15 protein-coding genes are annotated in these 21903 nt (G+C 70.2%); 8 read left to right on the forward strand and 7 right to left on the reverse strand.

Features of this window, described 5'->3' with window-relative positions; genetic code table 11:
* Positions 1–16 precede the first annotated feature (16 nt).
* Positions 17–901, forward strand: a complete 885-nt coding sequence (locus VN461_05940; GenBank protein HXB54303.1) for a class I SAM-dependent methyltransferase — start codon at positions 17–19, stop codon at positions 899–901.
* A 215-nt stretch (positions 902–1116) separates the two neighbouring features.
* On the opposite strand, the gene VN461_05945 is transcribed toward VN461_05940, so the two are convergent.
* A complete protein-coding gene (locus VN461_05945) occupies positions 1117–2454 on the reverse strand; it encodes a hypothetical protein (GenBank protein HXB54304.1) in 1338 nt (445 codons plus the stop codon).
* A 215-nt stretch (positions 2455–2669) separates the two neighbouring features.
* Here VN461_05945 and VN461_05950 point away from each other — a divergent pair, with 215 nt between their 5' ends.
* A complete protein-coding gene (locus VN461_05950; GenBank protein HXB54305.1) occupies positions 2670–3203 on the forward strand; it encodes a hypothetical protein in 534 nt (177 codons plus the stop codon).
* 63 nt (positions 3204–3266) lie between these two features.
* Here VN461_05950 and VN461_05955 read toward each other — a convergent pair whose 3' ends face one another.
* The 3 genes from VN461_05955 to VN461_05965 form a co-directional block, all read right to left on the reverse strand.
* Positions 3267–4613 (reverse strand): FAD binding domain-containing protein, encoded by a 1347-nt coding sequence (locus VN461_05955; protein HXB54306.1) that lies wholly within the window; start codon positions 4611–4613, stop codon positions 3267–3269.
* Complete coding sequence (locus VN461_05960; GenBank protein ID HXB54307.1) at positions 4606–6837, reverse strand: xanthine dehydrogenase family protein molybdopterin-binding subunit; 2232 nt, start codon at positions 6835–6837, stop codon at positions 4606–4608. The genes VN461_05955 and VN461_05960 overlap by 8 nt, the downstream gene beginning before the upstream one ends.
* Positions 6838–6923: 86 nt before the next feature.
* Complete coding sequence (locus tag VN461_05965; protein HXB54308.1) at positions 6924–9008, reverse strand: 4Fe-4S dicluster domain-containing protein; 2085 nt, start codon at positions 9006–9008, stop codon at positions 6924–6926.
* A 77-nt stretch (positions 9009–9085) separates the two neighbouring features.
* Here VN461_05965 and VN461_05970 point away from each other — a divergent pair, with 77 nt between their 5' ends.
* From VN461_05970 to VN461_05985, 4 genes are read left to right on the forward strand one after another with little or no spacing between them, the layout of a single operon-like run.
* A complete protein-coding gene (locus tag VN461_05970) occupies positions 9086–9727 on the forward strand; it encodes a hypothetical protein (protein HXB54309.1) in 642 nt (213 codons plus the stop codon).
* Positions 9728–9760: 33 nt separating this feature from the next.
* Positions 9761–10873, forward strand: a complete 1113-nt coding sequence (locus VN461_05975) for a knotted carbamoyltransferase YgeW (protein HXB54310.1) — start codon at positions 9761–9763, stop codon at positions 10871–10873.
* 14 nt (positions 10874–10887) lie between these two features.
* Positions 10888–12435 (forward strand): peptidase dimerization domain-containing protein, encoded by a 1548-nt coding sequence (locus VN461_05980; GenBank protein HXB54311.1) that lies wholly within the window; start codon positions 10888–10890, stop codon positions 12433–12435.
* Between the two features lie 30 nt (positions 12436–12465).
* The gene (locus VN461_05985; GenBank protein HXB54312.1) at positions 12466–13650 is read left to right on the forward strand and encodes a heparan-alpha-glucosaminide N-acetyltransferase domain-containing protein; all 1185 of its coding nucleotides are present in this window, start codon (positions 12466–12468) and stop codon (positions 13648–13650) included.
* Between the two features lie 56 nt (positions 13651–13706).
* Here VN461_05985 and VN461_05990 read toward each other — a convergent pair whose 3' ends face one another.
* The 3 genes from VN461_05990 to VN461_06000 are packed head-to-tail and all read right to left on the reverse strand — an operon-like array spanning position 13707 to position 17589.
* Positions 13707–14996: an amidohydrolase family protein gene (locus VN461_05990; GenBank protein HXB54313.1), complete on the reverse strand. Its 1290-nt coding sequence runs from the start codon at positions 14994–14996 to the stop codon at positions 13707–13709.
* 11 nt (positions 14997–15007) lie between these two features.
* Positions 15008–16255 (reverse strand): threonine synthase, encoded by a 1248-nt coding sequence (thrC, locus tag VN461_05995; protein HXB54314.1) that lies wholly within the window; start codon positions 16253–16255, stop codon positions 15008–15010.
* Entirely contained in the window at positions 16252–17589 is a 1338-nt protein-coding gene (locus VN461_06000) for a pyridoxal-phosphate dependent enzyme (protein HXB54315.1), read from the reverse strand. Before VN461_06000 ends, thrC begins: the two co-directional genes overlap by 4 nt.
* A gap of 511 nt (positions 17590–18100) precedes the next feature.
* Here VN461_06000 and VN461_06005 point away from each other — a divergent pair.
* Both VN461_06005 and xdh read left to right on the forward strand, forming a co-directional pair.
* Positions 18101–18892: a carboxypeptidase-like regulatory domain-containing protein gene (locus VN461_06005; protein HXB54316.1), complete on the forward strand. Its 792-nt coding sequence runs from the start codon at positions 18101–18103 to the stop codon at positions 18890–18892.
* A gap of 365 nt (positions 18893–19257) precedes the next feature.
* Positions 19258–21885, forward strand: coding sequence for a selenium-dependent xanthine dehydrogenase (gene xdh, locus VN461_06010; GenBank protein HXB54317.1), 2628 nt, complete (start codon positions 19258–19260; stop codon positions 21883–21885).
* The last annotated feature ends 18 nt before the right edge of the window (positions 21886–21903 follow it).

The raw sequence follows: 21903 nt of genomic DNA on the forward strand, positions 1-21903 counted from the left end.
GTTAGAATCACCCACCATGGAAATCCCGCCCGAGGTCTCTGCCTTCTACGGGCAGGGCACGGAGGCGGGGCGGCTCGACCAGGAGTTCCGGCTCGAGCAGGCCCGCACCCGGGAGCTTCTCACCCGCTATCTGCCGCCCGCCCCCGCGGTGATCCTGGACGTGGGGGGCGCGGCCGGGGCTTACGCGCTCTGGTTGGCCGGGCAGGGCTATGAGGTCCACCTCGTAGACCCCGTGCCCCTCCACGTGGAGCAGGCGCAGCGGGCCTCCACCGCCCAGTCGGCCCCGCTGGCCAGCGTGAGGCGGGGAGAGGCGCGCTCCCTGGAGCGAGCCCGCGCCAGCGTGGACGTGGTCCTGCTTCTGGGGCCGCTCTACCACCTTCTGCGGCGCGCCGAGCGACTGGCCGCTCTCCGCGAGGCCCGACGGGTCTTGCGGCCGGGCGGCCTCCTCTTCGCGGCCGCCATCTCCCGCTTCGCCTCTCTCCTCGATGGCCTCCGGGGAGCGCTCTTCGCGGACCCCGACTTCCAGCGGATCGTGGAGCAGGATCTCGTCGACGGCCAGCATCGCAACCCCACGGACCGGCCGCAGTACTTCACGAGCGCCTTCTTCCACCGGCCGGAGGAGCTGCGGAGCGAGGTCCGCGCAGGGGGACTCATCGTAGACGACCTCGTCGCCCTCGAGGGGCCCGGAGCCTTCCTCCACGACCTCGACCTCCTTTGGGCCGATCCCCGGCGGCGGGACACCCTGCTCCGCTTCGTGCGCGCGGTAGAGCGTGAGCCTTCCCTGATCGGGCTCGGCCCCCATCTGCTGGCGGTAGCCCACCGACCGCGCGCCTCCGGATCCGCTTCCCGGCCGGGAGCCAGGCGACGACCCGACGCCCCTCGGAAGCGACGGACGCCTTAGCCCCTCTCCGCCCGCCGGAAAGCGTGAGGCCGAAGCGCGCCCGAGCTAGCTCACCGGCCCGCGGCAGCCCCTTCGAGGACGTGATCGTGTGGACGGCGAAGAAGCGTCCGCTCGACGGCGCGAGGAGCCCTCACGTGTCCCCGGGGGAAAAGCCTTCAGACCTCTTCCCTCCAGCCCGTCGAGCAAAGAACCCGGCGTTCGATCAGGGGCTTCTCTCAGCCTCCCCCGAAGAGGGCGAAGACATCCGCGCGCAGAGCGGAGAGTGCGTCGCCGCTGAAGCGGTCGGCTTCCTCCTCGGCCCCTCCCCGGAAGGCGCCCACCATGGATCCGGCGGAGCCCCCCAGCCAGCGTAGGATCCAGCTCTCCTTGACCTCGAGCCGGTACTCGAACGAGAGAACGCTGGGCGACCCGTCGCGAAGGGCGAAGGCGAGGAGGGCTCCTTCTCCGCTGAAGGGGTGACGCAGGGGCGATCGGATGAGGGGCTCGACCAAAAGGGGCAGCTGCCAATCCGGTGGCTGCCGGAAGCGGGCGGCAAAGCCTTTCTCGTGGGGCTCGCGGACGAGGGTCACTTCCGTTTCCAGGCTTCGGAAGCCTAGGCGAAAAAAACCGGGCTTGAGCGAATAGTCGATTCGGAGGTGGAGAGTCTCGGGCAGCCTGCGCGGTGGCCCTTCGAGGGAAGCCAGATCACCGTCGTGAATGCGAGCGCGCAGGGTGAAGCGCCCGTCCGCTCCTTCGATTTCCCAGAAGCGCTCGCCCGCGGCGGCGGACGCGACCGCACGCAATCGCATGGGGAGAGTGAACCGCTCCAAGAACGCCGCATAGTGGGGGAAGTCCGCCCGAATCCTCGGGGGGGAAAGCTGGAACCCGATTGTGACCGCGGCGCCCCCGGAGGCAGCGGGGGCGAGGGTCAAGGTCTCCAGCGAGAATAGCCGCCCGAGGGCCAGCGTCGTCCGGGGCAAGGCCTGCCGCGCCTGGGCCCCCCCCTCCGCGCCGCTCAGGCCCTCCGACCCCCTGAAGAGGACGGTGAGCACGCTGGCCAAGCCCTGGGCCCGCACATCGCCCACCGCCAGCTCTTCCCGCAACCACCACTCGAACTGGCCTTCTCCTACCTTGCGCAGCCGGAGGCGGCCCCGGTAGTCTCCCGGCTGCTCGGGGCTGGGAGCGATGGCGCGCACGCCAAGCCGATACCGCCCGCCCCGGCGGCCTCCCAGAAAGTCGACCGCGCGCGTGTCCCCGCCGCCCCCCAGCCAGGCGGTTCCGTCATCAAAGACCAGGGAGGGGACAAAGGCGGCCCGCAACAGCTTGGGCCGAAGGGCCGCGAAAGCCGGCTCCAGCTCCAGGGGACCGAAACGCGAAGCCAAGGCCCCGAGGAGGAGGTCGCCCTCCGCCTGGGCCTCGAGGGGGCTCGGGGCCAGGGCGCGGGCCGCGTCGCCGCACCCCACGGTCGGGCCGAGCCCCAGAACGCCCCCGAGCAGGATCAGGGGCCAGGGGAGCCGACCGCCCCCCGGCCCCCGCGCGGTCGCCGCCGGATCGGGACCAGCCACTCGCCTCATGTTGGCATAGGGGTCTGCCCGCCTCCACCTGCTTTCCGTGATTTGTCGAGCGGGCGGAGGCGCGCTGCGAGGAGCGAATGGTGTGGAATACTACGCGGCGAAACAGATCCTGGAGCGGCGAGCGTGACCAAGGCACCGATGGACCCCACAGGGCGCGGGCGGCGCCGGTTGTTTGGGGTGCCAGAGGGGCGTAGAAAGACAGGGGGGAGGGGTGAATGAATAGGCTCGCCGCAGTCGTCGTTCTCGCCATGACGGGGGTGGGCTGCTACGAGTCCGAGGTGCCTCTCGACCAGGCCCCGCAGGCCAGCATCGACCCGGCCCTCGTCGGCGCCTGGCGTTGCCTGTCCTTCGGGGCGGGTTCGGACGTGGAGGCGGCCACCCTTACCGTCGGCCGCAAGACCGACGTCGTGTACGCCATTGCCTTCCAGGAGGGGCAAGGAGAGGCGGAGCGATACGAGGCCCACGCGTCGCTCTTGAAGGGAACCACGCTCCTCAACGTCAAGGACCTCGATCCCCGGCTGCCCGCCAAGCCGTGGACCCTGGCCCGATACTCCTTGCTGCGGCCCGATGTCCTCCACGTAGAGGTCGTGGGGAAGAAGCTGCTGACGGGCGCTCTGGCATCGCCCGCTTCCCTCCGCAAGGAGCTGGAACGGCTCTATGATCGACCGGACCTGTACCAGGATTTGATGGTCTGCGTGCGGGTGCGGCCGGAGTCCAAGAAAGTCGTGGACGGCACGGTCCCACGCTAGGGGGCGTCCGGCTCCCGGGCCGCAGGTGGGGCCCGGTCTCACGGGCGGGGGCCCGGCCGCCGCTCAGGCTTCGGTCAGCCTCCGGATGGCACGTTCCAGGAGCACCGCCGACATCTCCCGCCGGTATTCGCGGCTCGATCGCAGGTCGTCGACGGGTCGAACCTCCTGCTTGACCGCGGCCAGCGCCTGCCGGAGCGCGTCATAGCCGCCCCCCATGAGCGCCTTCTCCGTCTCCGTGGCCCGGATCACGGTGGGCCCCACCGCCCCCAGGGCCACCCGCACCCAATCGGGGCGCCCGTCCCGGAAGGTCATGGCCACCGCGATCGAGACCTTGGAGATGGCTTGGGCCTGGCGCTGGCCCAGACGCAGGAAGGCGGCCCGCACGCCCGGACGCCGGGGCACCTTCACGCCCAGGATCAGCTCGTCGGGAGCGAGCACGCTCTTGCGGGGGCCGGTGAAGAATTCGGCGATGGGAACGTCCCGCCGCTCGGACACGGAGACGACCTGAACCACGGCATCCGCCGCGTAGAGGGGGGGCACGGTGTCGGCGGCGGGGGCGGCGTTGGCCAAGTTCCCGCCGAGGGTCGCGCGGTTGCGGATCTGCGGCCCCCCTATCCACGCGCAGGCCATGGGCAGGGCGGGACAGTAGCGGTCGACCAGGGCCGAGCCCACGATCTCGGCATGAGTGACCCCGGCCCCGATGCGGAGATGGCCGTCCTCCTCCTCGATGCCCTTGAGCTCGGGGACGGAGTTGAGATCGAAGAGGGCGGCGGGGTTGACGAGGCCGTCCTTGGCCAGGACCAGAAGGTCCGTCCCCCCCGCCAGGGGCCGCACCTCCCCCGCCCGCTGGACCAGGATCTCGAGGGCTTCCTCGAGCGACCGGGGCCGGTAGTATGCGGGGGCGAGGGGCTCGATCGCGAGCGGGGGAGGGGCCGCTTGAGCTACGCCCCCGGACCGGGCCACGGCAGCCAAGATCTTGCTGTAGCCCGTGCAGCGGCAGAGGTTGCCGGCCAGGGCCTGGCGGATATCTTCGGGCCCGGGAGGGGCCGGGCTCCGGTCCAGGAGCGCCTTGGCCGCCATCAGCATCCCGGGGATGCAGATCCCGCACTGCACGCTGCCCTGCTCGATGAACGCCTCCTGCAGGGAGTGCAGCTGGTCACCCTGGGCCAGACCCTCGACCGTCTCCAGCCGCGCCCCGTCCGCCTGGTAGGCCATCATCAGGCAGGAGTCGACGGCCTGGCCGTCCACGATCACCGTGCAGGCCCCGCACTCGCCCTTGCCGCAACCCTCCTTGGCGCCCGTGAGGCGCAGGTCCTCGCGGAGGACGTCCAGCAGCCGCTGGTCGCTCCGCACCCGGAGCCGCCGGGGGTGCCCGTTCAGGGCGAAGGCGACGTCGAGGATCTCAGCCAAGCAGTTCCTCGGGCTCGGCCGGGCTGGTCGGCGGCGGGGTTCCGCTCGCCTGGCCGCGCAGAGCCGAGAAGACCCGCTCCGGCGTGGCCGGGATTTCCCGCAGCCGCACCCCCGCCGCGTTCGCGATGGCCGCGGTCACGGCGGGGGCGATGGCGATGATCGGGATCTCGCCCAGGCCCTTGGCCCCGTAGGGGCCGTCGGGCGAGTTGTGCTCCACGAACACGGTGCGGATCTCGGGCACGTCGAGGGGGGTGGGAACGAGGTAGGTGGAGAACTGGTCGTTGAGGATCCGGCCATCCTTGAGCAGGTGCTCCTCCAGGAGCGCGTAGCCCAGCCCTTGGACCACGCCGCCCTCCACCTCGCCTTCGCCCGTGGTGGGGTTCACGACTCGGCCCGCGTCGTGCCCGGAATGCACGCGGATCACGCGGGTCTCCCCGGTGTCGGTGTCCACCTCCACCTCCACCACGTTCGCGGAGAAGGAATAGGAGCTAAAGGGCTCGCCCTGGCCCGTGGCGGGGTCAAAGCTGGTCTCGGGCGGGACCGACCAGCCGTAGGCGGCCAGGCCGATCTGTTTCTTGACGCAGGCGTGCACCGCCGCCCGCCAGGCCAAGCCATGGTCCGCCACCACCGGGTCCATCGCGGCCCGAATCTTGCCCGCGGCATCGCGGATGGCGTTGCCGCTCATCACGGTGGTGCGGCTGGCCCCCGTGGGCCCGCTGTCGGGCACGCGGGAGGTGTCGGCCTCTACGATGCGCACGAGCTCCAGGGGGCAACCCAGAGCCGCGGCCGTGATCTGGGAGAGCACCGTGAGCATGCCCTGCCCAGTCTCGGTGGTCCCCACCGCCACCGTCACGCTCCCGTCCGCCGCCACCACCACGCTCGCGCCCGCCGGGTTCAGATGCCGGCCCATAGCCCCGAGGCCGACCCCGTAGTAGCAGGCGGCGAGGCCGATCCCCCGCCGGACCGGGCCCTTGTCCCCCGCGTAGGCCTTCCGCCGGCGCACCCAGTCCGAGGAGTCAGCCACGCGGTTCAGGACCTCCTTGAGGCCTACGCTGGCCGTGAGCTTCTGGCCGGTGATGGTCTCCTCCCCAACATCCAGGGCGTTCCGGCGGCGCAGCTCCAGAGGGTCCATGCCCAGCCGCTCCGCGAGCAGGTCCATCTGACTCTCGCCGGCAAACACGACTTGTGGCTCCCCGAAGCCGCGGAAGGCGCCGCAGGGGACTTTATGGGTGCGCACCACGCGCGCGTCCACCCGCACGTTGGGGACGCGGTAGGGGCCGCAGGCGTGCACGGTGCCGCGGAAGAGCACGACCGGGGAGAGAGTGGCGTAGGCCCCACCGTCCAGCAGGTAGTCCACCTCCGCCGCAAACAGGAAGCCGTCCTTGGTGGCTCCCGTCCGGCAGCGGATCCGGGCTGGGTGGCGCTTGGACATGACCGCCATATCCTCCTCCCGCGAGAGGACGAGGCGAACGGGACGTCCGGTGGCCACGGCCAGGAGCGCGGCCTGGGCCGCGGGGCCGCAGGGGGCGTCTTCCTTCCCCCCGAAGCCGCCTCCCGTCACGGCCTGGATGATCCGCACGCGGTTCAGGTCCCAGCCCAAGACCGAGGCCACCGCCTTCTGCGCATAGAAGGGACACTCCAGGGAGCCGTGCACCACGACCCCCCCCGCCCCATCGAGCAGCGCAATCACTCCATTGGGTTCGATGTAGGCGTGCTCCTGGTAGGGGGTGTGGTACGTCCCCTCCACCACCACGAGGTCGCTGCGGCTCATGGCCACCGAGGCCTCGCCCCGCCGGATCTTCCAGTGGGCCATCACCTCCCCCGCGGCCAGGGCCGCCTCCATGTCCAGGGTCGCGACCAGGGGCTCGTAGGCCACGGTGATGGCCTCCAGGGCCTGACGCACGGCCTCGCGGGTCTCCGCCGCCACCAGGGCCACAGCCTCCCCCACGTGCCGGACGTACTCCCCGGCCAGCACCGGCCAGTCGGGCTGGATAAGGGGGATCAGGTTCTGGCCCGGGATGTCGCGGGCGGTGAGGGCGGCCCGCACCCCGGGGACGGAACGGGCCGCGGACACGTCGAGATCCGTGATGCGCGCGTGGGGGTGGGGCGAGCGCAGCACCCCGGCCCAGAGCGAGCCCCCGAAAGCCAGATCCTCGACGTAGAGGGCGGTGCCCTTGACCTTGCCGGGGGCGTCGGGGCGGCGCACCCGCTGGCCGACGATCATGCGGTGGATTCCCCCGTGCGGGTAACCATGGCTCTCGTCACGCGGTCGCCTAGCATGAACGAGCCGGCCCCGACATTCAAGCGCGGTCAGGAGGCCGCATTCACCGGGTTGGCGCGGTGGTGGTCGAGGACGCCGTCCACCGCGAGGGCCATGTTGAGGTAGGCCGAAAAATCGAGGACGTGTCCCTCCACCGCCCCCGGCCCCACCGTGGCCTTGAGCGGCCTCCTCTCGCTGTGCCGCAACTCGAGCTTCACGCTCCCGTCGGTGAAGAGGCTGCGGTCGCGCGCCCGGTCCACCTCCAAGTGATACTCGCGGCCCTTAAGCCGTCCCCAGATTGCGTCCACGTCCTCCCCCCGGCGGGCAAAGAAGCCGTCCCGCTCCTTGAGCCGCCGCCAGCCCTCGAGGGAGCCGAAGAAGCGGGGCTTCTCGAGGTAGGGCCCCCCGTCCTCCGGGCAGAAGGTGTCGCAGTTCCCGCAGTCGTTGCAAAAGTCCTGAAAGGTCGCGATCTGATGGGCCTCGCGGACCTCGAAGCGGCCGCCCGGCACCCGCACCGCCTCCCCCCTCACGACCCGGTAGTTTTCGTAGTCGGCGGCGTGGGCGTGGGTCTCGTAGACGAAGTTGGCGTCGTTGGGGCAGGCGGGCACGCACTTGTCGCAGTTGATGCAGTCGAAGAGGGCCAGGCGGGAGCCGATCTTCCGGGGAAGGCCGCGGTTCTCTTCCGCGCGGTAGCGGGGGTCGGCGGTGACGCGCGCGACGACGACGGGGGTGTTGAGGAGGGAGGCCGTTTGCACCAGGCGGTCGTGGAGAGCCTCCTGCCCGGCGGCGGCCAGGATGGCCCGCAGCTCTACCCTCTCCGACGCCAGGGAGGCGAGGAGAGCCTCCCGCAAGGGGGAGGACCCGACCAACGTGCGCACCGCCTCCTCCCCCTTCCCGCCCGCCTTGATCACGTAGTCGCGCAGGTCCTTGACGCCCAGCCTCCGCATGCGCTCCTCGAGGTTCTCCAGATAGCGGGGCAGCCGGCCGTAGCCCCCGGGACGGAGCAGATCCGAGCAGGCGGTGATGGGAGCGAAGCCCAGGGCCACACAGTCGGGGAAATTCCGATTGTCGACGCCGGCGGAGAAGGAGATGGGCACCTCCGGTCGCGCCCGGCGGTACCTCTCCACCAGGTTCAAGGTGACAACGTGCAAGGGGGCCCCCGAGAGGTACATCACCGCCTCCCCCTTGGGGAAGAAGGGGCGGTGGTTCTTGACCACCAGGGTGTTGGAGAACTTGACCCGGAAGGTGCGGCCGAGCGCGCGCGCCCGCTCCGCCAGCCGGTCCGTCATCTCCAGGGCCGGCCCCCACTGCAGGTCCTTCTCGAAGTCCTCCCGCCGGGTCTCTATCTCCCCGTAGCCGAGCGCGTCGTGGAGGAGGCCGTCCACCGCCTCCTGCCCGAGGAGGGTGGGGTTGAGCTTCACCGTCACGTGGAGGTCCATCTCCTCGAGCAGGAAGCGCACGATGCCCTCGATTTCGTGGGCGGGGCAGCCGTGGAAGGTGGAGAGGGTGACCTGGTCGGAGAGGGCGGTCCGGAAGTCCAGGTCGCGGAAGCGGCGGAGGTCGTCCGGGATCTGAAGGCGCAAGGCCTCCACCGAGGCCCGGGCGTCCTTCATGGACGCGATCCAGGACCGTACCGCGGGGGAGCTGATCCCCGCCAAGTCGTAGCCGACGCTCATGTCGAGGATGGTGGCGTCCTTGGCAGGGTCCGAGGGGCGGCCGAGGAGGTTGACCTCGCGGAGGACGTCGAGGAGCATGGAGCCCGCCACGTACTCTCGCAGGCTCTCCCCCAGGCGAAGCTCCTGGCTCCACTCCACGTTGTACCCCACGTTGGTCATGTCGATGCAGGGACGGGGGATGGTCAAGCGGTCGTTGATCTGGACCGTCTTGAGCTCCAGGATGCGGCTTCCCGCCAGCCAGGAGAGGACGATGTTTTGGGCCATCTGGCCGTGGGGCCCGGCGGCGGGGCCCACGGGGTTGGCCGCCCGATGCCCATGGAGGAGGACGGAGGTGTCGAGGTCGGGGGAACCGTGCCAGAACTTCCGCGCGGGCAGGTCGTAGACCTTGCCCTCCCCCTCGAACTCGTGGAACAGGCGCCGCAGGAGGGCCGCGAACGGAGCCGGAATCAGTTCAGCCACCCGCCACCCCCCGGCGAGTTTACCCCGCCCGGGCACCCGCGTTGACCCGATGCCGTCTTACCGCTAAGGTCTCAGGCGTGGCCGACTTCACCCTGCGCACCTACGTGTTCATCGACAGCATGCAGCCCCAGCTCGCCGGCTTCATCGGCACCATCGCCCGGGGCTACCTCCCGGTGGGGGGGGTAGCGGCGATGTTCATCGAGACCGCCCCCGGCCTGGTCATCAATCGGCTCACCGACGTGGCCCTGAAGACCACCGCCACCACCCCCGGGATCATGGTCGTCGAGCGATCGTTCGGACTCCTCGAGGTCCACCACCAGGACCAGGGACAGGTGCTCCTGGCCGGCAAAGCGGTCTTGGACCACCTTGGCCTGGCGGAGACGGACCGGCTCAAGCCGCGGGTGGTGTCGGAGGAGGTGATCCGCGGCGTCGAGCCCTATCATGCCCAGATCATCAACAAGACGCGCTTCGGGGACATGATCCTGGGCGGGGAGTCGCTCTACATCCTGGAGGTCGAGCCCGCCGGCTACGTAGCCTTCGCCGCGAACGAAGCCCTGAAGACGGCGAGGGTCAACCTCGTCGACGCCTCGCTCTTCGGGGCCTACGGCCGCCTCTACATGTCCGGGCCCGAGGCCCAGATCGACGCCGCGCTCGAGGCCTCCCGACGCGCCATTGCCGGGATCACGGGCCGGGACCTGCCGGGAGCCCGGAGCGGTTAGCGGCCGCGAAGTTGCGGCATAATCGGACCCGCGATGACGAGCGCCTCCGACCCCCTGCGGGCCCTTCTCGGACGGAGCCTGCTCACCACCGAGGATGCGTCGACCCCCGAGTTGGAAGCGCTCCTGGGCCTGGCCACGCGGCTGGAGGCTCGGGATCGCGAGGGGCGGCCGACGGCGCTGCTCCCGGACGAGCTCGCCTACGCCCTCTTCTTCGACAACTCGACGCGCACGAAGTCGGCCTGGGCGGGGGCGGCGGCCCGCCTGGGGATGAAGCCGGTCATCGTGGACGGCTCTTCCACCCAGGTAGCCCACGGGGAGACGGCGGCGGAGACGGGGGCCATGCTGGGCATGAACGCTCACGCCCTCGGCATCCGCCATGACCTCATCCTTGGGGAAGGCAACCGCTTCATGCGGGAGGTCAAGAAGGGGATCGACGCCTACCTTAAGGCCACGGAGGCGCGGAGGCGGGTGCCCATCGTCAACCTCCAGTGCGACGAGGACCACCCCACGCAGAGCCTCGCCGACCTCCTCTGGCTGCGCGAGCACTTCCGCGGCTCCCTGCGGGGCCGGACCATAGCCGTCTCCTGGGCCTACTCCCCGAGCTACGCGAAGCCGCTCTCCGTCCCCCAGGGGCTGATCACCCTCCTTCCCCGTTTCGGCGCCCACGTCCGGCTCGCCCATCCCGAGGGCTACCCCTTGCTCGCGGGCTCCCTGAAGAAGGCGGAGCACAATGCGGGGGAGGCGGGCGGGAGCTTCCGGATCGTGCCCACCATGGACGAGGCCTTCAAGGGAGCCGACGCCGTCTATCCCAAGTCCTGGGGGCCCTTCGCGCTCATGCAGGAGCGGGTGGAGGCCAACCGGGCCGGGGACCGGGGGCGCCTGGCCGAGATCGAAGCTCGCGCCCTCGAGACGAACGCCCGCCACCGGGACTGGATCTGCGACGAACGGCGAATGGGCCTGACCAAGGAGGCGCTCTACCTCCACTGCCTCCCCGCCGACATCGGGGCCGAGGTGTCGCCGGGAGTGATGGAGCGCTTCCGCCTCGCCGTCGCCCGCCAAGCCAACAAGAAGGTCTACGTCATCATGGCCCTCTTGGCCGCAGCCAAGGTCGAAGCCCTGGCCGCGCACCTCGAGGCCCTCGCCTGAAGCGGAGGCAATCGATGCCCTCTCTCGACGACCAGGTAGCGGAGCTCGCGGGCCGCTACCGTCCCCTCGCGGCCAAGATCCTCCAGGAGGCGATCCGCATCCCCGCCGACTACGTGGACCGGGCTCCGGAGGAGGGCGGCGATCCCCTCTGCGGCCTCAGCAACCACGAGGGACCGCGGCTCGAATACCTGCGGCGGGCGGTGGTGGAGATCGGCGCCGTGCGTCGACCGGAGGACGCGTCCTTCGATGAGTACGGGAACCTGGTCTGGGTGGTCCAGGACGAGGCGGACGGGGTCCCCCCCCGCGACAAGCGGGTCATCTACATGGACGGCCACACCGACACCGTGCAGGCCCTCCGCCCCCAGTGGCGTGCGAAGCTAAACGGCTCCATCGATTGCTACCAGGGCCTGATCGACCCCGGGCGCGTGGATCGCGCCGCCCTCCGGGGCGTGCTCGGTTACCTTCCCCCCGACAACGAATGGGAGCACTTGCTCTTCGGGCGGGGGGCGGCGGATCAACTGAGCGGCGTGGTGGCCCAGATCGTGGCCACCAAGATCCTCCTGGAGCTCGCCCCCGCGGGGGCCCTCCGGGGAGCGATCGTGCGCTCCTACGGCACCGCCGCCGAGGAGGACAACGACGGGGCGGGCCCCATGTACCTCATGGGCAAGGTCCTGCCCGGAGCGCCCCCGGCCCTCATCCCCGACGTGGTCATCCTGACGGAGGGGACGGGCGACTCGCGGAAGGGCGCGCTCGGCATCTACCGGGGTCAACGCGGCCGCATGCAGATAGAGGTCACGGTCACGGGGCGCTCCTGCCACGGTTCGATGCCCTGGGAGGGGCTGAACCCCTTGGAATACGGGGGGGCCATGGTCGCGGAGGCGGCCCGGCGCTATGAGGCCCGCAACGGCTTCCTCGACCACCCCTTCCTCGGCCACGGCACGCGCACCGCCTCCTTCGCCACCCTCGACACCCCCAGCGATTGCGCGGTGCCCGAGCGCTTCACCTTCCGCTTCGATCGGCGTCTGACCATCGGGGAGACGCCGGAGCGGGCGATCGGGGACGTCGAGGCCCTGGAGTCGGTAAAGGCCGCGCGCGCGGCGGGGCTTCGGGTAGAGGTCACGGTCCCCCGGTACGCCCAGAGGACTTGGCGGGGCTACTTGGCCGACAACCCCCAGGTCTACCTCGGCTGGCTCACCCCCGAGGAGCACCCGGTGATCCAGGCCGCTGTGGCCGCTTACCGGGGCGTGGTGACGCCCCACGTCCAGGAGCCTAAGGGCGGGGCCACCGCGGGCGCGCTGCGGAAGGAGCCGCGGGTGGATCGGTGGATCTTCTCTACCGACGGCGTCGGCTTCCCCGTCCCCAAGGACGATCGCTCGATCGCGGTGCCGGAGGGGAAGCGCTGGGTGGTCTCCGGCAACACGAAGCACCCGCCCATGGTGGGTATCGGCCCCGGGCTCGAGCAGAACACCCACCGTATCGGAGAGTGTGTGGACCTCCGTGAGCTGCAGCACGCCATCGCGCTCCTCGCGCGGTTCCCGAGCGCGTTCGTGACGGCCGGCTAGCCGGGCACCCGGAGCTCGAGAATAGAGCGCTTGTCACCCAAAGACCCGGGAGAAGCCGCCCCGAGTCGGGCGCGCCTCGAGTCGATCGACCTCGTCCGGGGCGTGATCATGATCATCATGGCCCTCGATCACACCCGGGACTTCTTCGGCAGGCCCGGCCAGAATCCCACGGATCTGGCCACCGCGACCACCGCCTTGTTTCTCGCCCGTTGGATCACCCATTTCTGCGCACCGGTGTTCTTCCTGCTCACGGGCACGGGCGCGTATCTCTCGCTTCGACGTCGGTCTCCGGGCGAGCTGTCCCGGTTCCTCCTCACTCGAGGGCTGTGGTTGCTCCTGCTGGAAATCGTAGTCCTTCGGTGTTTCGCCTATCAGTTCAACGTCGACTATCGGGTGACGATGCTGGTCGTCCTGTGGGCACTTGGCTGGGCCATGATCACCCTCTCCGCGCTCGTGCACCTGCCCCCGTCCGTCATCACCGCGCTCGGCGTCCTCATGATCGCGAGTCACAACCTCCTCGACTCGGTGCGCTCGGCGAGCCCGCTCTGGAGGATCCTGCATTCACCGGGTTTTGTTCTCAACAACCCAGACCGCGTCGTGTTCGTCGCTTATCCGCTGATTCCCTGGGTCGGCGTTACTGCCGTGGGATATGGAATCGGACAGATCTACGGCTGGAGCGCCGATCGCCGACGGAGGTTCCTCCTGCGACTCGGGTTGGCGCTGAGTCTGGCTTTTCTCGCTGTTCGCGGCTTCAATGTCTACGGCGACCCGGCGCCCTGGACGGCCCAGAACAGCGCGACCCGCACCGTGCTTTCGTTCCTGAACACCACCAAATACCCGCCCTCGCTGCTATTCCTGCTCATGACGCTCGGTCCGACGATGATCTTCCTGTGGTCCGTGGACCATGGCTCGCCGCGACTCCTTCGGCCCGCGCTCATCATCGGCAGAGTGCCGTTGTTCTATTTCATCCTTCACTTTTCCCTCATCCACGCCCTCGCCGTCGCTGTCTGCATCGTACGGTACGGATCAGGCCATTGGATGTTCGAGTCGCCCGACCTTGCGAACTATCCCTTCACCGCACCGCCGGACTGGGGATACTCGCTGCCGCTCGTCTGTCTGGTGTGGGTGTTTGTAGTGGTGGCAATGTTCCCCCTCTGCAGGTGGTACGCGGAGTTGAAGCAGGGGCGGCGCGAGGCTTGGCTCAGCTACCTCTAACGCACCGTAGTCTCCTCTGGAGCTCGTCTGCGAATCAGAAGTTCTTCCGCACTCTCTTAGAGCCGCTCGATCCGGCCCCATAGCGCCTCCGCCGCGGCCCGGGCGCGGGCAAACACGGCGTCCGCGTCCACGGTCACCAGCCGGCGGTCCCGCACCACCCAACGGCCGCGGACCAGGACCGACCGGAGGTGGCTGCGGTCCAGGCCGAAGAGGAGGTGACCGCCCAGGTTCTCGGCCCGGAAGGGGGTCGGAGACGGGTAGTCGAAGACGCCGAGGTCGGCGGGGCCGCCCCTGTCCAGGGAGCCGAAGGGCAGGCCGAAGAGGGCGGCGGCGAGCCGCTGCCCGCCGGCCAGGAGGCGGAGGGTCGCTCCGACCGCGTCCTTTCGCCCCGCGTCCTTCATCTTGAGATAGGCGGCCCGTGCTTCCGCGAGCATGTCCCCGCCCATCCCGTCCGTGCCCAGGGCGGCCTGCTTGAAGGCGTCGGTGGGAGCGTGCCCCACGGTGTTGTTCATGTTGGACCGCGGATTGTGGGCGATCCAGGCCCCGCGCGCCTGGGCCTCCTCGATCTCGTCGGGGCGGAGGTGGACGCCATGGGCCAGCAGGGTGCGGGGAAGCAGCAGCCCGTGCCGGTCGAATCGCTCCACGAGGCCACCCGCGTAGCGCTGCCGACAGTCGTCCACGTCCGCCTGGTCCTCCGCCATGTGGACATGGAGGCTCGCTCCCGTTTCCCGCACCGCCGCGGCCAGGCGGGCCAGCGTCTCCTCGTTCAAGGTAAAGCTGGCATGAGCCCCCACCATGCCCCGGCTGAGGGCGGTCGGGGGATCGGCCAGGAAGGCCAGGTTCTCCTCGATCCCGCGGTCGCGCCCCTCCCCCCCGTTGCGGTCCGTGGTCTCGTAGCAAAGCACGGATCTGAGGCCGACCTCCTCCACCGCTCGCCGGAGAACGAAGAGAGATCCCCGGATGAAGCTGGGGGAGGCGTGGTGGTCCACGAGGAGGGTCGTCCCCGAGAGGGCGGCCTCGATCGCCCCCACGAGCCCCGAGAGGTAGATCGACTCCTCGTCCAGGGCACGGTCCAGGCGCCACCAGACCCGCTCGAGGATCTCCACGAAGCTGCGGGGCGCGCGGGCGGGCCCGGGCATGCCCCGGGCGAGAGCGCTGTAGAGGTGGGTGTGGGCGTCGACCAGCCCGGGAAGGACGAGGGCCCCGGCCAGGTCCAGTACCTCCTCGCCCGGCCGGGGGGATATGGCCAGGCTCCGCTCCCCGATCGTCTCGCCCTCGATCCTGAGGTCCCCCCGCTCGACTCCCGGAGGATCGAGAGCGACGAGGGCGGCATTCTTGAGCAGCATGGACGGTCGGCTCAGGAGAGCGGCCGGCCCTTAAGATAGGCGGCCAGCTCCCCATCGTCCGGGCGCAGGCTCACGGGCGGGCCGGCGGCGCGCAGGGCGCTCTTCACGTCCTTGAGGCCGCTGCCGGTCAGGACGACGAGTGCGGCCTCCCGCCGACCCACGATCTTCTCCGCCACCGCGCGCCGCAGCCCGGCCAGGCCCGCGACGCCCGCGGGCTCGCCAAAGAGGCCGGCCAGGCCGCCCGCCTTCCGCATGGCCTCCAGGATGGCGTCGTCGGGGACGGCGACGAAGGCACCTCCCGAATCGCGGACGGCCTTGAGCGCCTTGCGCCAGTTGCGGGGATGGCCCACGCAGATGCTGTCGGCCAGGGTCTCCGCGGGGCCGGGGAGGAGGTCCCGGCCCTCTCGGAAAGCGTCCACCAAGGGTCGCGCACCCTCCGCCTGGACGCCGAGCATGCGGGGCAGTCGGGGGATGAAGCCGAGGGCGTGCATCTCCACCAGGCCCTTCCAGGTCCCGGCCAGCGTGCAGCCATCCCCCACCGCCACCGCCACCCAGGCCGGCACCTCGCGACCGCACTGCTCTGCGATCTCCAGGCCGCAGGTCTTCTTCCCCTCCACCAGGGAGGGGTTCACGGCTGCGTTCCGGTTGTACCAGCCGTACCGGTCGCAGGCCCGCTGGCAGAGCTCCCATGTCTGGTCGTAGGTCCCTTTCACGCGGATGACCCGGGCTCCGAAGATCAGGAGCTGGGCCAGCTTGGGCTCGGGGGCGAAGTCAGGCACGAAGATGACGCAGGGCAGGCCCACGCTGGCCGCCGCCCCCGCGAGCGAGGAGGCGGCGTTGCCGGTGGAGGCGCACGCCACCACGCGGGCCCGCCGGGCCAGGGCCCGGGCCACCCCCACCACACTCGCCCGGTCCTTGAACGAGCCCGTGGGGTTCCGCCCCTCGTCCTTTACCAAGAGGGAGCGGACCCCCGCCCAGGCGGCCAGGCGCGGCTCGTCCAGGATGGGAGTCCACCCCGGGGAGAGGGGCGGGAGGCGGGCGCGGGTGGGGACGGGGAGCAGCTCGCGGTAGCGCCAGAGGCTCCGCGGCCGCGACGCGAGCCTGCGCGGGTTCAGGGTGCGGCGCGCCCGCGCGAGGTCGAAGCCGATGTCCAGCACTCCCTCCGGACCGCAGGCCGGGCAGGGGCCGTCCAGGCCGCGGCGGTAGCGTCGCCCGCAGCGCAGGCAGGTGAGGTCGGTGACGTAGGGCAGCCCCGTCACTCTCGGCGCTCGCGGATGCGGCGGTCGATCTCCCCCGTCCGCTCCTGATGCTCGACCCAGAAGGCGGGGTCCTCTAGGGCGCGCAGCTCGGCCGGGGTCTTTCCCTGTTGCTCGACCCAGGTGAAGTACTTCTGGTTGTGCCAGCGGCGGCGGACCGCGGCCGTGCCCTCCAGGAGCCAGCCCTCCTTGGGGGCGCGGAAGATCGCGAGCCGGCGACGCGCCTTCTCCGCGTCCATGGGGCCCTGCTCGTGGTCCAGCCTCCGCAGCACGGAAGGGTAGCGATCGAACCCGTCGGTGGCCACCGTGACCACCGCCTGCTTGGAGGTGAAGCCGTAGTGACGGGCGGCGCGGATGGATGCGAGTACGTTGCAGATCCCGCTGATTCCGAAGAAGTCCACGAGGCCCCGCGCGCTTCCGCCATCGATCCCCTCCGATTCCAGCGTCGCCGTCCCCTCCTGGAGGAGCTGCAGGCCTTCCAGGCACTCTTGGTCGTCGACGCAGACCAGGAGGTCGGTGGCCCACACGTTGTGGATCCAGGTCACGTGCTTGTCGCCGATCCCCTCGATCCGGTGGGAACCGAAGCCCACGTTGAAGAGGGTCGGGCACTGCACCGGCTCCACTGCCACCGTGACCGCGGCGGGGTAGCTCCTCTTGATGCCCTCCCCCGCCGCGATCGTTCCCGCCGAGCCGGGGGCGGAGACGAAGGCGGCGATCCCGAGGCCCTGCCCCTCGGTCACCTCCCGGGCCGCGGCCGCGGTGCAGTGGTAGTGGAAGCGGTAGTTCCCGAATTCCTCGAACTGGTTCAGGATCCGGTTGGCGGGCACCGCCCCGAGCGAGCGCACCCGGTCGTAGATCTCCTTGACGTTGGACTCCGAGCCGGGGGTGGCCACGACCTCCGCGCCGTAGCCGCGGATCTTCTCGAACCGCTCCGCGCTCATCTCCTCCGGCAGGACCACCAGGGAGCGGTAGCCCATGCGGGGCCCCACCCAGGCCCCCCCGATCCCGAAGTTCCCGGTGGAGGGGAAGACCAGGGTGTGGGGGCCGGGGGCGCAGACCCCTTCGAGCTGCTTCTCGACCAGGATCGAGTAGGCGGCCCCGACCTTGTGGGAGCCGGTGGGAAAGCGGCGACCGGAGAGGACCACGATGGGAGCGGGGACGCCGGTCAGGGCCTCGGGCAGGACCGCGAAGGGCACCGCCCCCTCCGCCCGCCAAGAGAGGTTCCAGAGGTTCGCCGGATCCAGGGGTCGCGCCCGGGCCGCGCGCGCTCTTTCCCGTACCGCGGGGGGGAGGAGGGAAGGGTCTCGCATCTCGGCGAACGTGGGACCGTAGAGCATGGGGGCCCAAAAGCATGGACGAGGCGCTCCCCACAATCAAGCCGCAGCCCGGGAAGTGGGTCCGTCTCAAACTGACCCACGACCCGAATGACCCGGGACAACCGGCACCCCCCCGGAAGCCCGGGCGGTTTATTCCGCTCTCGTTTTGGCCTGTCCTGAGTTACTGGCCTGCACTCTTGAGCCGGAGCCGCCGAACTCGGAAAGGCGAATCTGGAGGCCCGAGCGCGAAATAAAAGACCGGGTGATACGTAAATCGACTCGGCAATGAAGTTCTCTTCCTAAGGCCGGCCGCTGCGCCAGCGCCCCCACGAACACCCATTGGGTGCTGGAGAATCTGGCTGCGGGGGCCGAAGGGTCGGGGCTTCGCGGACCGGCTCGACAACCTCCCCTTCAGGGCGGCTGGCGGTGCAGCGCTCGAGTCCCAAAGTGATTCGGGTCACACACTTCCGATGGAGCGGAAGTACTCTGATGGACGGAATTGAGCAATAACCTTTTTTGCTCGGGAGATTTCATGAAGAACGGACGAGGAGTTTGTTTCTTGGGCCTGGTGACCCTCACCAGCTTGGCCCTGGTCTCGTGTGGAGGCGACAGCCCCCTGGCTCCCTCGGGTACGGCCATAATCGAGGGAACCGTCAACGCGGGGGCCGCTGTCGCCGCAATGTCGACGCACACCAGTTCCGCTGGTCGAGCGGCCGCCACAATCCAGGTGGCGGTCGTAGGGATTAACATTTCCACGATCGCGGATTCCTCCGGCCATTTCGTATTGACCGGTGTGCCCACGGGCCCGGTGACCCTCCGCTTCCAGGGCCCGGGCATCGACGCGAATCTCGGAATCTCCAGCTTGGCGGCTGGGCAGACTCTCACGATCGCGGTCCAGGCCTCGGGCAACACGGCGACGCTTTTGTCCTCGCCTTCTGCTTCACCCACCTCGTCGCCGTCGCCTTCACTCTCCCCGTCGCCCTCGCCTTCCCCCAAGGCGCAGAAGTGCTTCGACGTAGGTGAGAAGGCGGAGGTCGAGGGGATTATCACCTCGAAGTCCGGCGGCGGCGCGGGTAGCAGTGTCGGTGGGGGCACAGCGCAGGCCGTCACGCTCGGCAGCATCACCGTTTTTCAACAGGGCGCGGTGAAGGGTGACTACGTGTGTCAAGTGAGTGACACAACACGGATCCGGCACGGGAACACGGCCATGACCTTCGCCCAGCTCGAAGTAGGCAACCGTGTGCACGTGGCGGGCTCGGGCCTCGGGTCACCCAACGGTATGTGCAAGGTGATGGCGGACGAAGTCATGGTGCAGCAGCCCTAGTCGGGCCGAAGGTTTTCGAGGCTCAGGGGAGCTTCCCCTGGGCCTCCTTTTGTCTCCTGCTCTCGCACTGCGGTTAGATCGTAGAATCTCGCTGCCGGGGACGTTTGCTGGCCGTCAAATCGGCGCTCCCGCACTCTTGCTCTTACCGCCTCGGGGGGCTGCGCGGTACCTTGTGGCACGAGTACCCCAAGCCACAGCTTTGCTTCGATGCTTCACGCCGGCGCCCGCCGACGCACGAGAGGCCACCACCGAAGCACTTGGAGGGGATTCGGATTAAGCAAGGTCGGGCAACCAATCGGAACTGAGCCGCCACCGCAGCCCCGGGGTTATGATAAGCGTGGAGCGCGCGCCGCGCGGAGAGCCAGATGCCCGTCCAGTTCGGCCTCAACGGCCAGATGCGTACGATCGAGCCCGAGCCGGGAGAATCCCTGCTCGACGTTTTGCGCGACCGCTGCGGCATCCACTCCGTCAAGGACGGCTGCCAACCCCAGGGACAGTGTGGCTGTTGCTTGGCCCTGGTCGACGGCAATCCCCTCGTCACCTGCGCGGTGGAGGCCCGCCGGGTGGCGGGCAAGCAGGTCCTGACCGTGGAAGGCCTCAGCGCCGAGGAGCGGCAGGCAACCGCGAGGGCGTTTGTGGCCGTGGGCGGCCTCCAATGCGGCTTCTGCATCCCCGGAATCGCCCTGAGGGCCAAGCACCTCCTGGATCGGCGGCCGGACCCCAGCCGGGAGGAGATCGCGCGCGCGATCGACGGCCACCTCTGCCGTTGCACGGGCTATGTGAAGATCGTGGACGCGGTCGAGCTCATGGCCCGGACCCGCCGGGGGGAGCCGCTCCCCGAGCCGTGTGGGGGGCGGGTGGGGGAGTCCCTGGCGCGCTACCAGGGGTCGGACCTCGTCCTGGGGGAGCGGCCCTACGTGGCGGACATGACGCGGGAGGGCCTGCTTCACGGCGCCCTCCTCCTCTCCGCCCACGCCCGCGCGCGCGTCGTCGGCCTGGACACCACCAAGGCACGGGCCGTGCCCGGGGTGCGCGCGATCGTCACCGCGGCCGACGTGCCCGGCGAGCGCTGGTACGGCCTGCTTTACGACGACTGGCCGGGCTTGGTGGCGGTGGGCGAGGAGGTGCGCTGCGTGGGCGACGTGCTCGCCGCGGTGGCGGCGGACGACGCGCGCACCGCCCGCCGCGCCGCGGCCCTCATCGAGGTGGACTACGAGCCCCTGCCCGCCGTCCTCGACCCGGAGGCGGCCCTGGCCGATGGCGCTCCCCGGGTGAATCCCAAACATGCGAACCTGCTCTCCCGCTCCGTGATCAGCCGGGGGGATGCCGAGGCCGCGCTGGCCGCGAGCGCGCACGTGGTGAGCGGCACCTGGCAGACCCAGCGCGTCGAGCACCTCTTCCTGGAGCCGGAGGCGGCGCTCGTGGAGCCGCGGCCGGGCGGAACCCTCGCCATGTACAGCCAGGGCCAGGGCGTCTTCGATGACCGGCGGCAGGTGGCCCGCTTCCTAGCGATGCCCGAGGAACGGCTCCTGGTCGAGCTGGTCCCGAACGGGGGGGCCTTCGGAGGCAAGGAGGACATGTCGGTCCAGGCCCAGACCGCGCTATTGGCCCTGGTCTCCGGGCGCCCGGTCCTCTTGGTCCTCAACCGCGAGGAATCGATCCGCATCCACCCCAAGCGGCACCCGATCACCCTGCGCTACACGGTGGGCTGCAACGCGGAGGGGCGGCTCACCGCGGTCAAGGCCCGGATCTTGGGCGACTCCGGGGCCTACGCCTCTGTGGGGGGCAAGGTCTTGGAGCGCGCGGCCGGCCATGCCTGCGGCCCCTACCGGGTCCCCAATGTGGACGTCGAGTCCATCGCCGCCTACACCAACAATCCGCCGTGCGGAGCCATGCGCGGCTTCGGGGCCAATCAATCCGCCTTCGCCATGGAGGGCTGCTTGGACCTTCTGGCCCAGAAGGCGGGGCTCGACGGCTGGGAGGTCCGCCGCCGCAACGTGGTCTCGTTGGGCGACCTCTCCACCACCGGCCAAGTGCTCGACAAGTCGGTGGGGATCGCCAAGACGCTGGAGGCGGTAAAGGGCATCTACTACGAAGCGCGGCAGGCGGGCCGGGCGGTGGGGATCGCCTGCGGGATGAAGAACAGCGGCATCGGCAACGGGGTGGCGGAGTGGGGCAAGTGCCGCCTGGTCGTGGAGGAGGACGGCACCGTCTCCCTCTATAACGGCTACACGGAGATGGGCCAGGGGCTGCTCACGGTGCTCGTGCAGTTCGCGGTGGAGGTGACCGGCCTCTCCCCCTCCGTCTTCCGCCCCAAGGTGGACTCCACCTTTGCCCTGGGCTGCGGCCAGACTACCGGCTCCCGGGCCACACTCTTCGGAGGCCGGGCGGTGATGAGCGCGGCCCGCAAGCTGGAGGCGGACCTCAAAGGGGGTTTGACCCTCGCCGACCTCAAGGGCCGGATCTACGCCGCGGACGAGGTCGTCTCCGACACCACCGCCCTGGGGGCTTCCGGGCCCAAGGTGAAGACCCACACCACCTACTCCTACGCCACCCAGGTCTGCGTCCTCGACGCCCAGGGCCGCGTCGAGCGCTTCGTGGCCGCGCACGACGTGGGCCGGGTAGTGAACCCCGCCCTCTGTCAGGGGCAGCTCGAGGGCTCGATCCATATGGGCCTGGGCTATGCCCTCACCGAGGAGCTGCCCTGCGAGGATGGGATGCCCGTCACCTTCAAGCTGCGCGAGATCGGGGTGCTGCGCGCGCGCGACATGCCGCGCACTGAGATCATCTTGATCGAGGAGCCGGAGCCGGAGGGGCCGCTGGGGGCCAAGGGCGTGGGCGAGATCGGCCTCGTGCCCACCGCGGGCGCGGTGGCGGGGGCGCTCGAGGCCTTCGACGGCAAGAGACGCTATCGCCTGCCCATGAAGGATTCCCCGGCCGCGCGGGCCATGAGCGTGGGCCGTATCCGCCCCCGGAACGGAGGCGGGCGCTGAGCCCGCCGGCCTCCCCGA

The organism is Vicinamibacteria bacterium (assembly GCA_035570235.1).
Lineage (GTDB): Bacteria > Acidobacteriota > Vicinamibacteria > Fen-336 > Fen-336 > DATMML01.

Coding starts and splice junctions, on each gene's coding strand:
- VN461_05940 (HXB54303.1), top strand. CDS start 17: ATGGAAATCCCGCCCGAGGTCTCTGCCTTCTACGGGCAGGGCACGGAG.
- VN461_05975 (HXB54310.1), top strand. CDS start 9,761: ATGACGAGCGCCTCCGACCCCCTGCGGGCCCTTCTCGGACGGAGCCTG.
- VN461_05945 (HXB54304.1), bottom strand. CDS start 2,454: ATGAGGCGAGTGGCTGGTCCCGATCCGGCGGCGACCGCGCGGGGGCCG.
- VN461_06005 (HXB54316.1), top strand. CDS start 18,101: ATGAAGAACGGACGAGGAGTTTGTTTCTTGGGCCTGGTGACCCTCACC.
- xdh (HXB54317.1), top strand. CDS start 19,258: ATGCCCGTCCAGTTCGGCCTCAACGGCCAGATGCGTACGATCGAGCCC.
- VN461_05950 (HXB54305.1), top strand. CDS start 2,670: ATGAATAGGCTCGCCGCAGTCGTCGTTCTCGCCATGACGGGGGTGGGC.
- VN461_05980 (HXB54311.1), top strand. CDS start 10,888: ATGCCCTCTCTCGACGACCAGGTAGCGGAGCTCGCGGGCCGCTACCGT.
- VN461_06000 (HXB54315.1), bottom strand. CDS start 17,589: ATGCTCTACGGTCCCACGTTCGCCGAGATGCGAGACCCTTCCCTCCTC.
- VN461_05990 (HXB54313.1), bottom strand. CDS start 14,996: ATGCTGCTCAAGAATGCCGCCCTCGTCGCTCTCGATCCTCCGGGAGTC.
- VN461_05960 (HXB54307.1), bottom strand. CDS start 6,837: ATGATCGTCGGCCAGCGGGTGCGCCGCCCCGACGCCCCCGGCAAGGTC.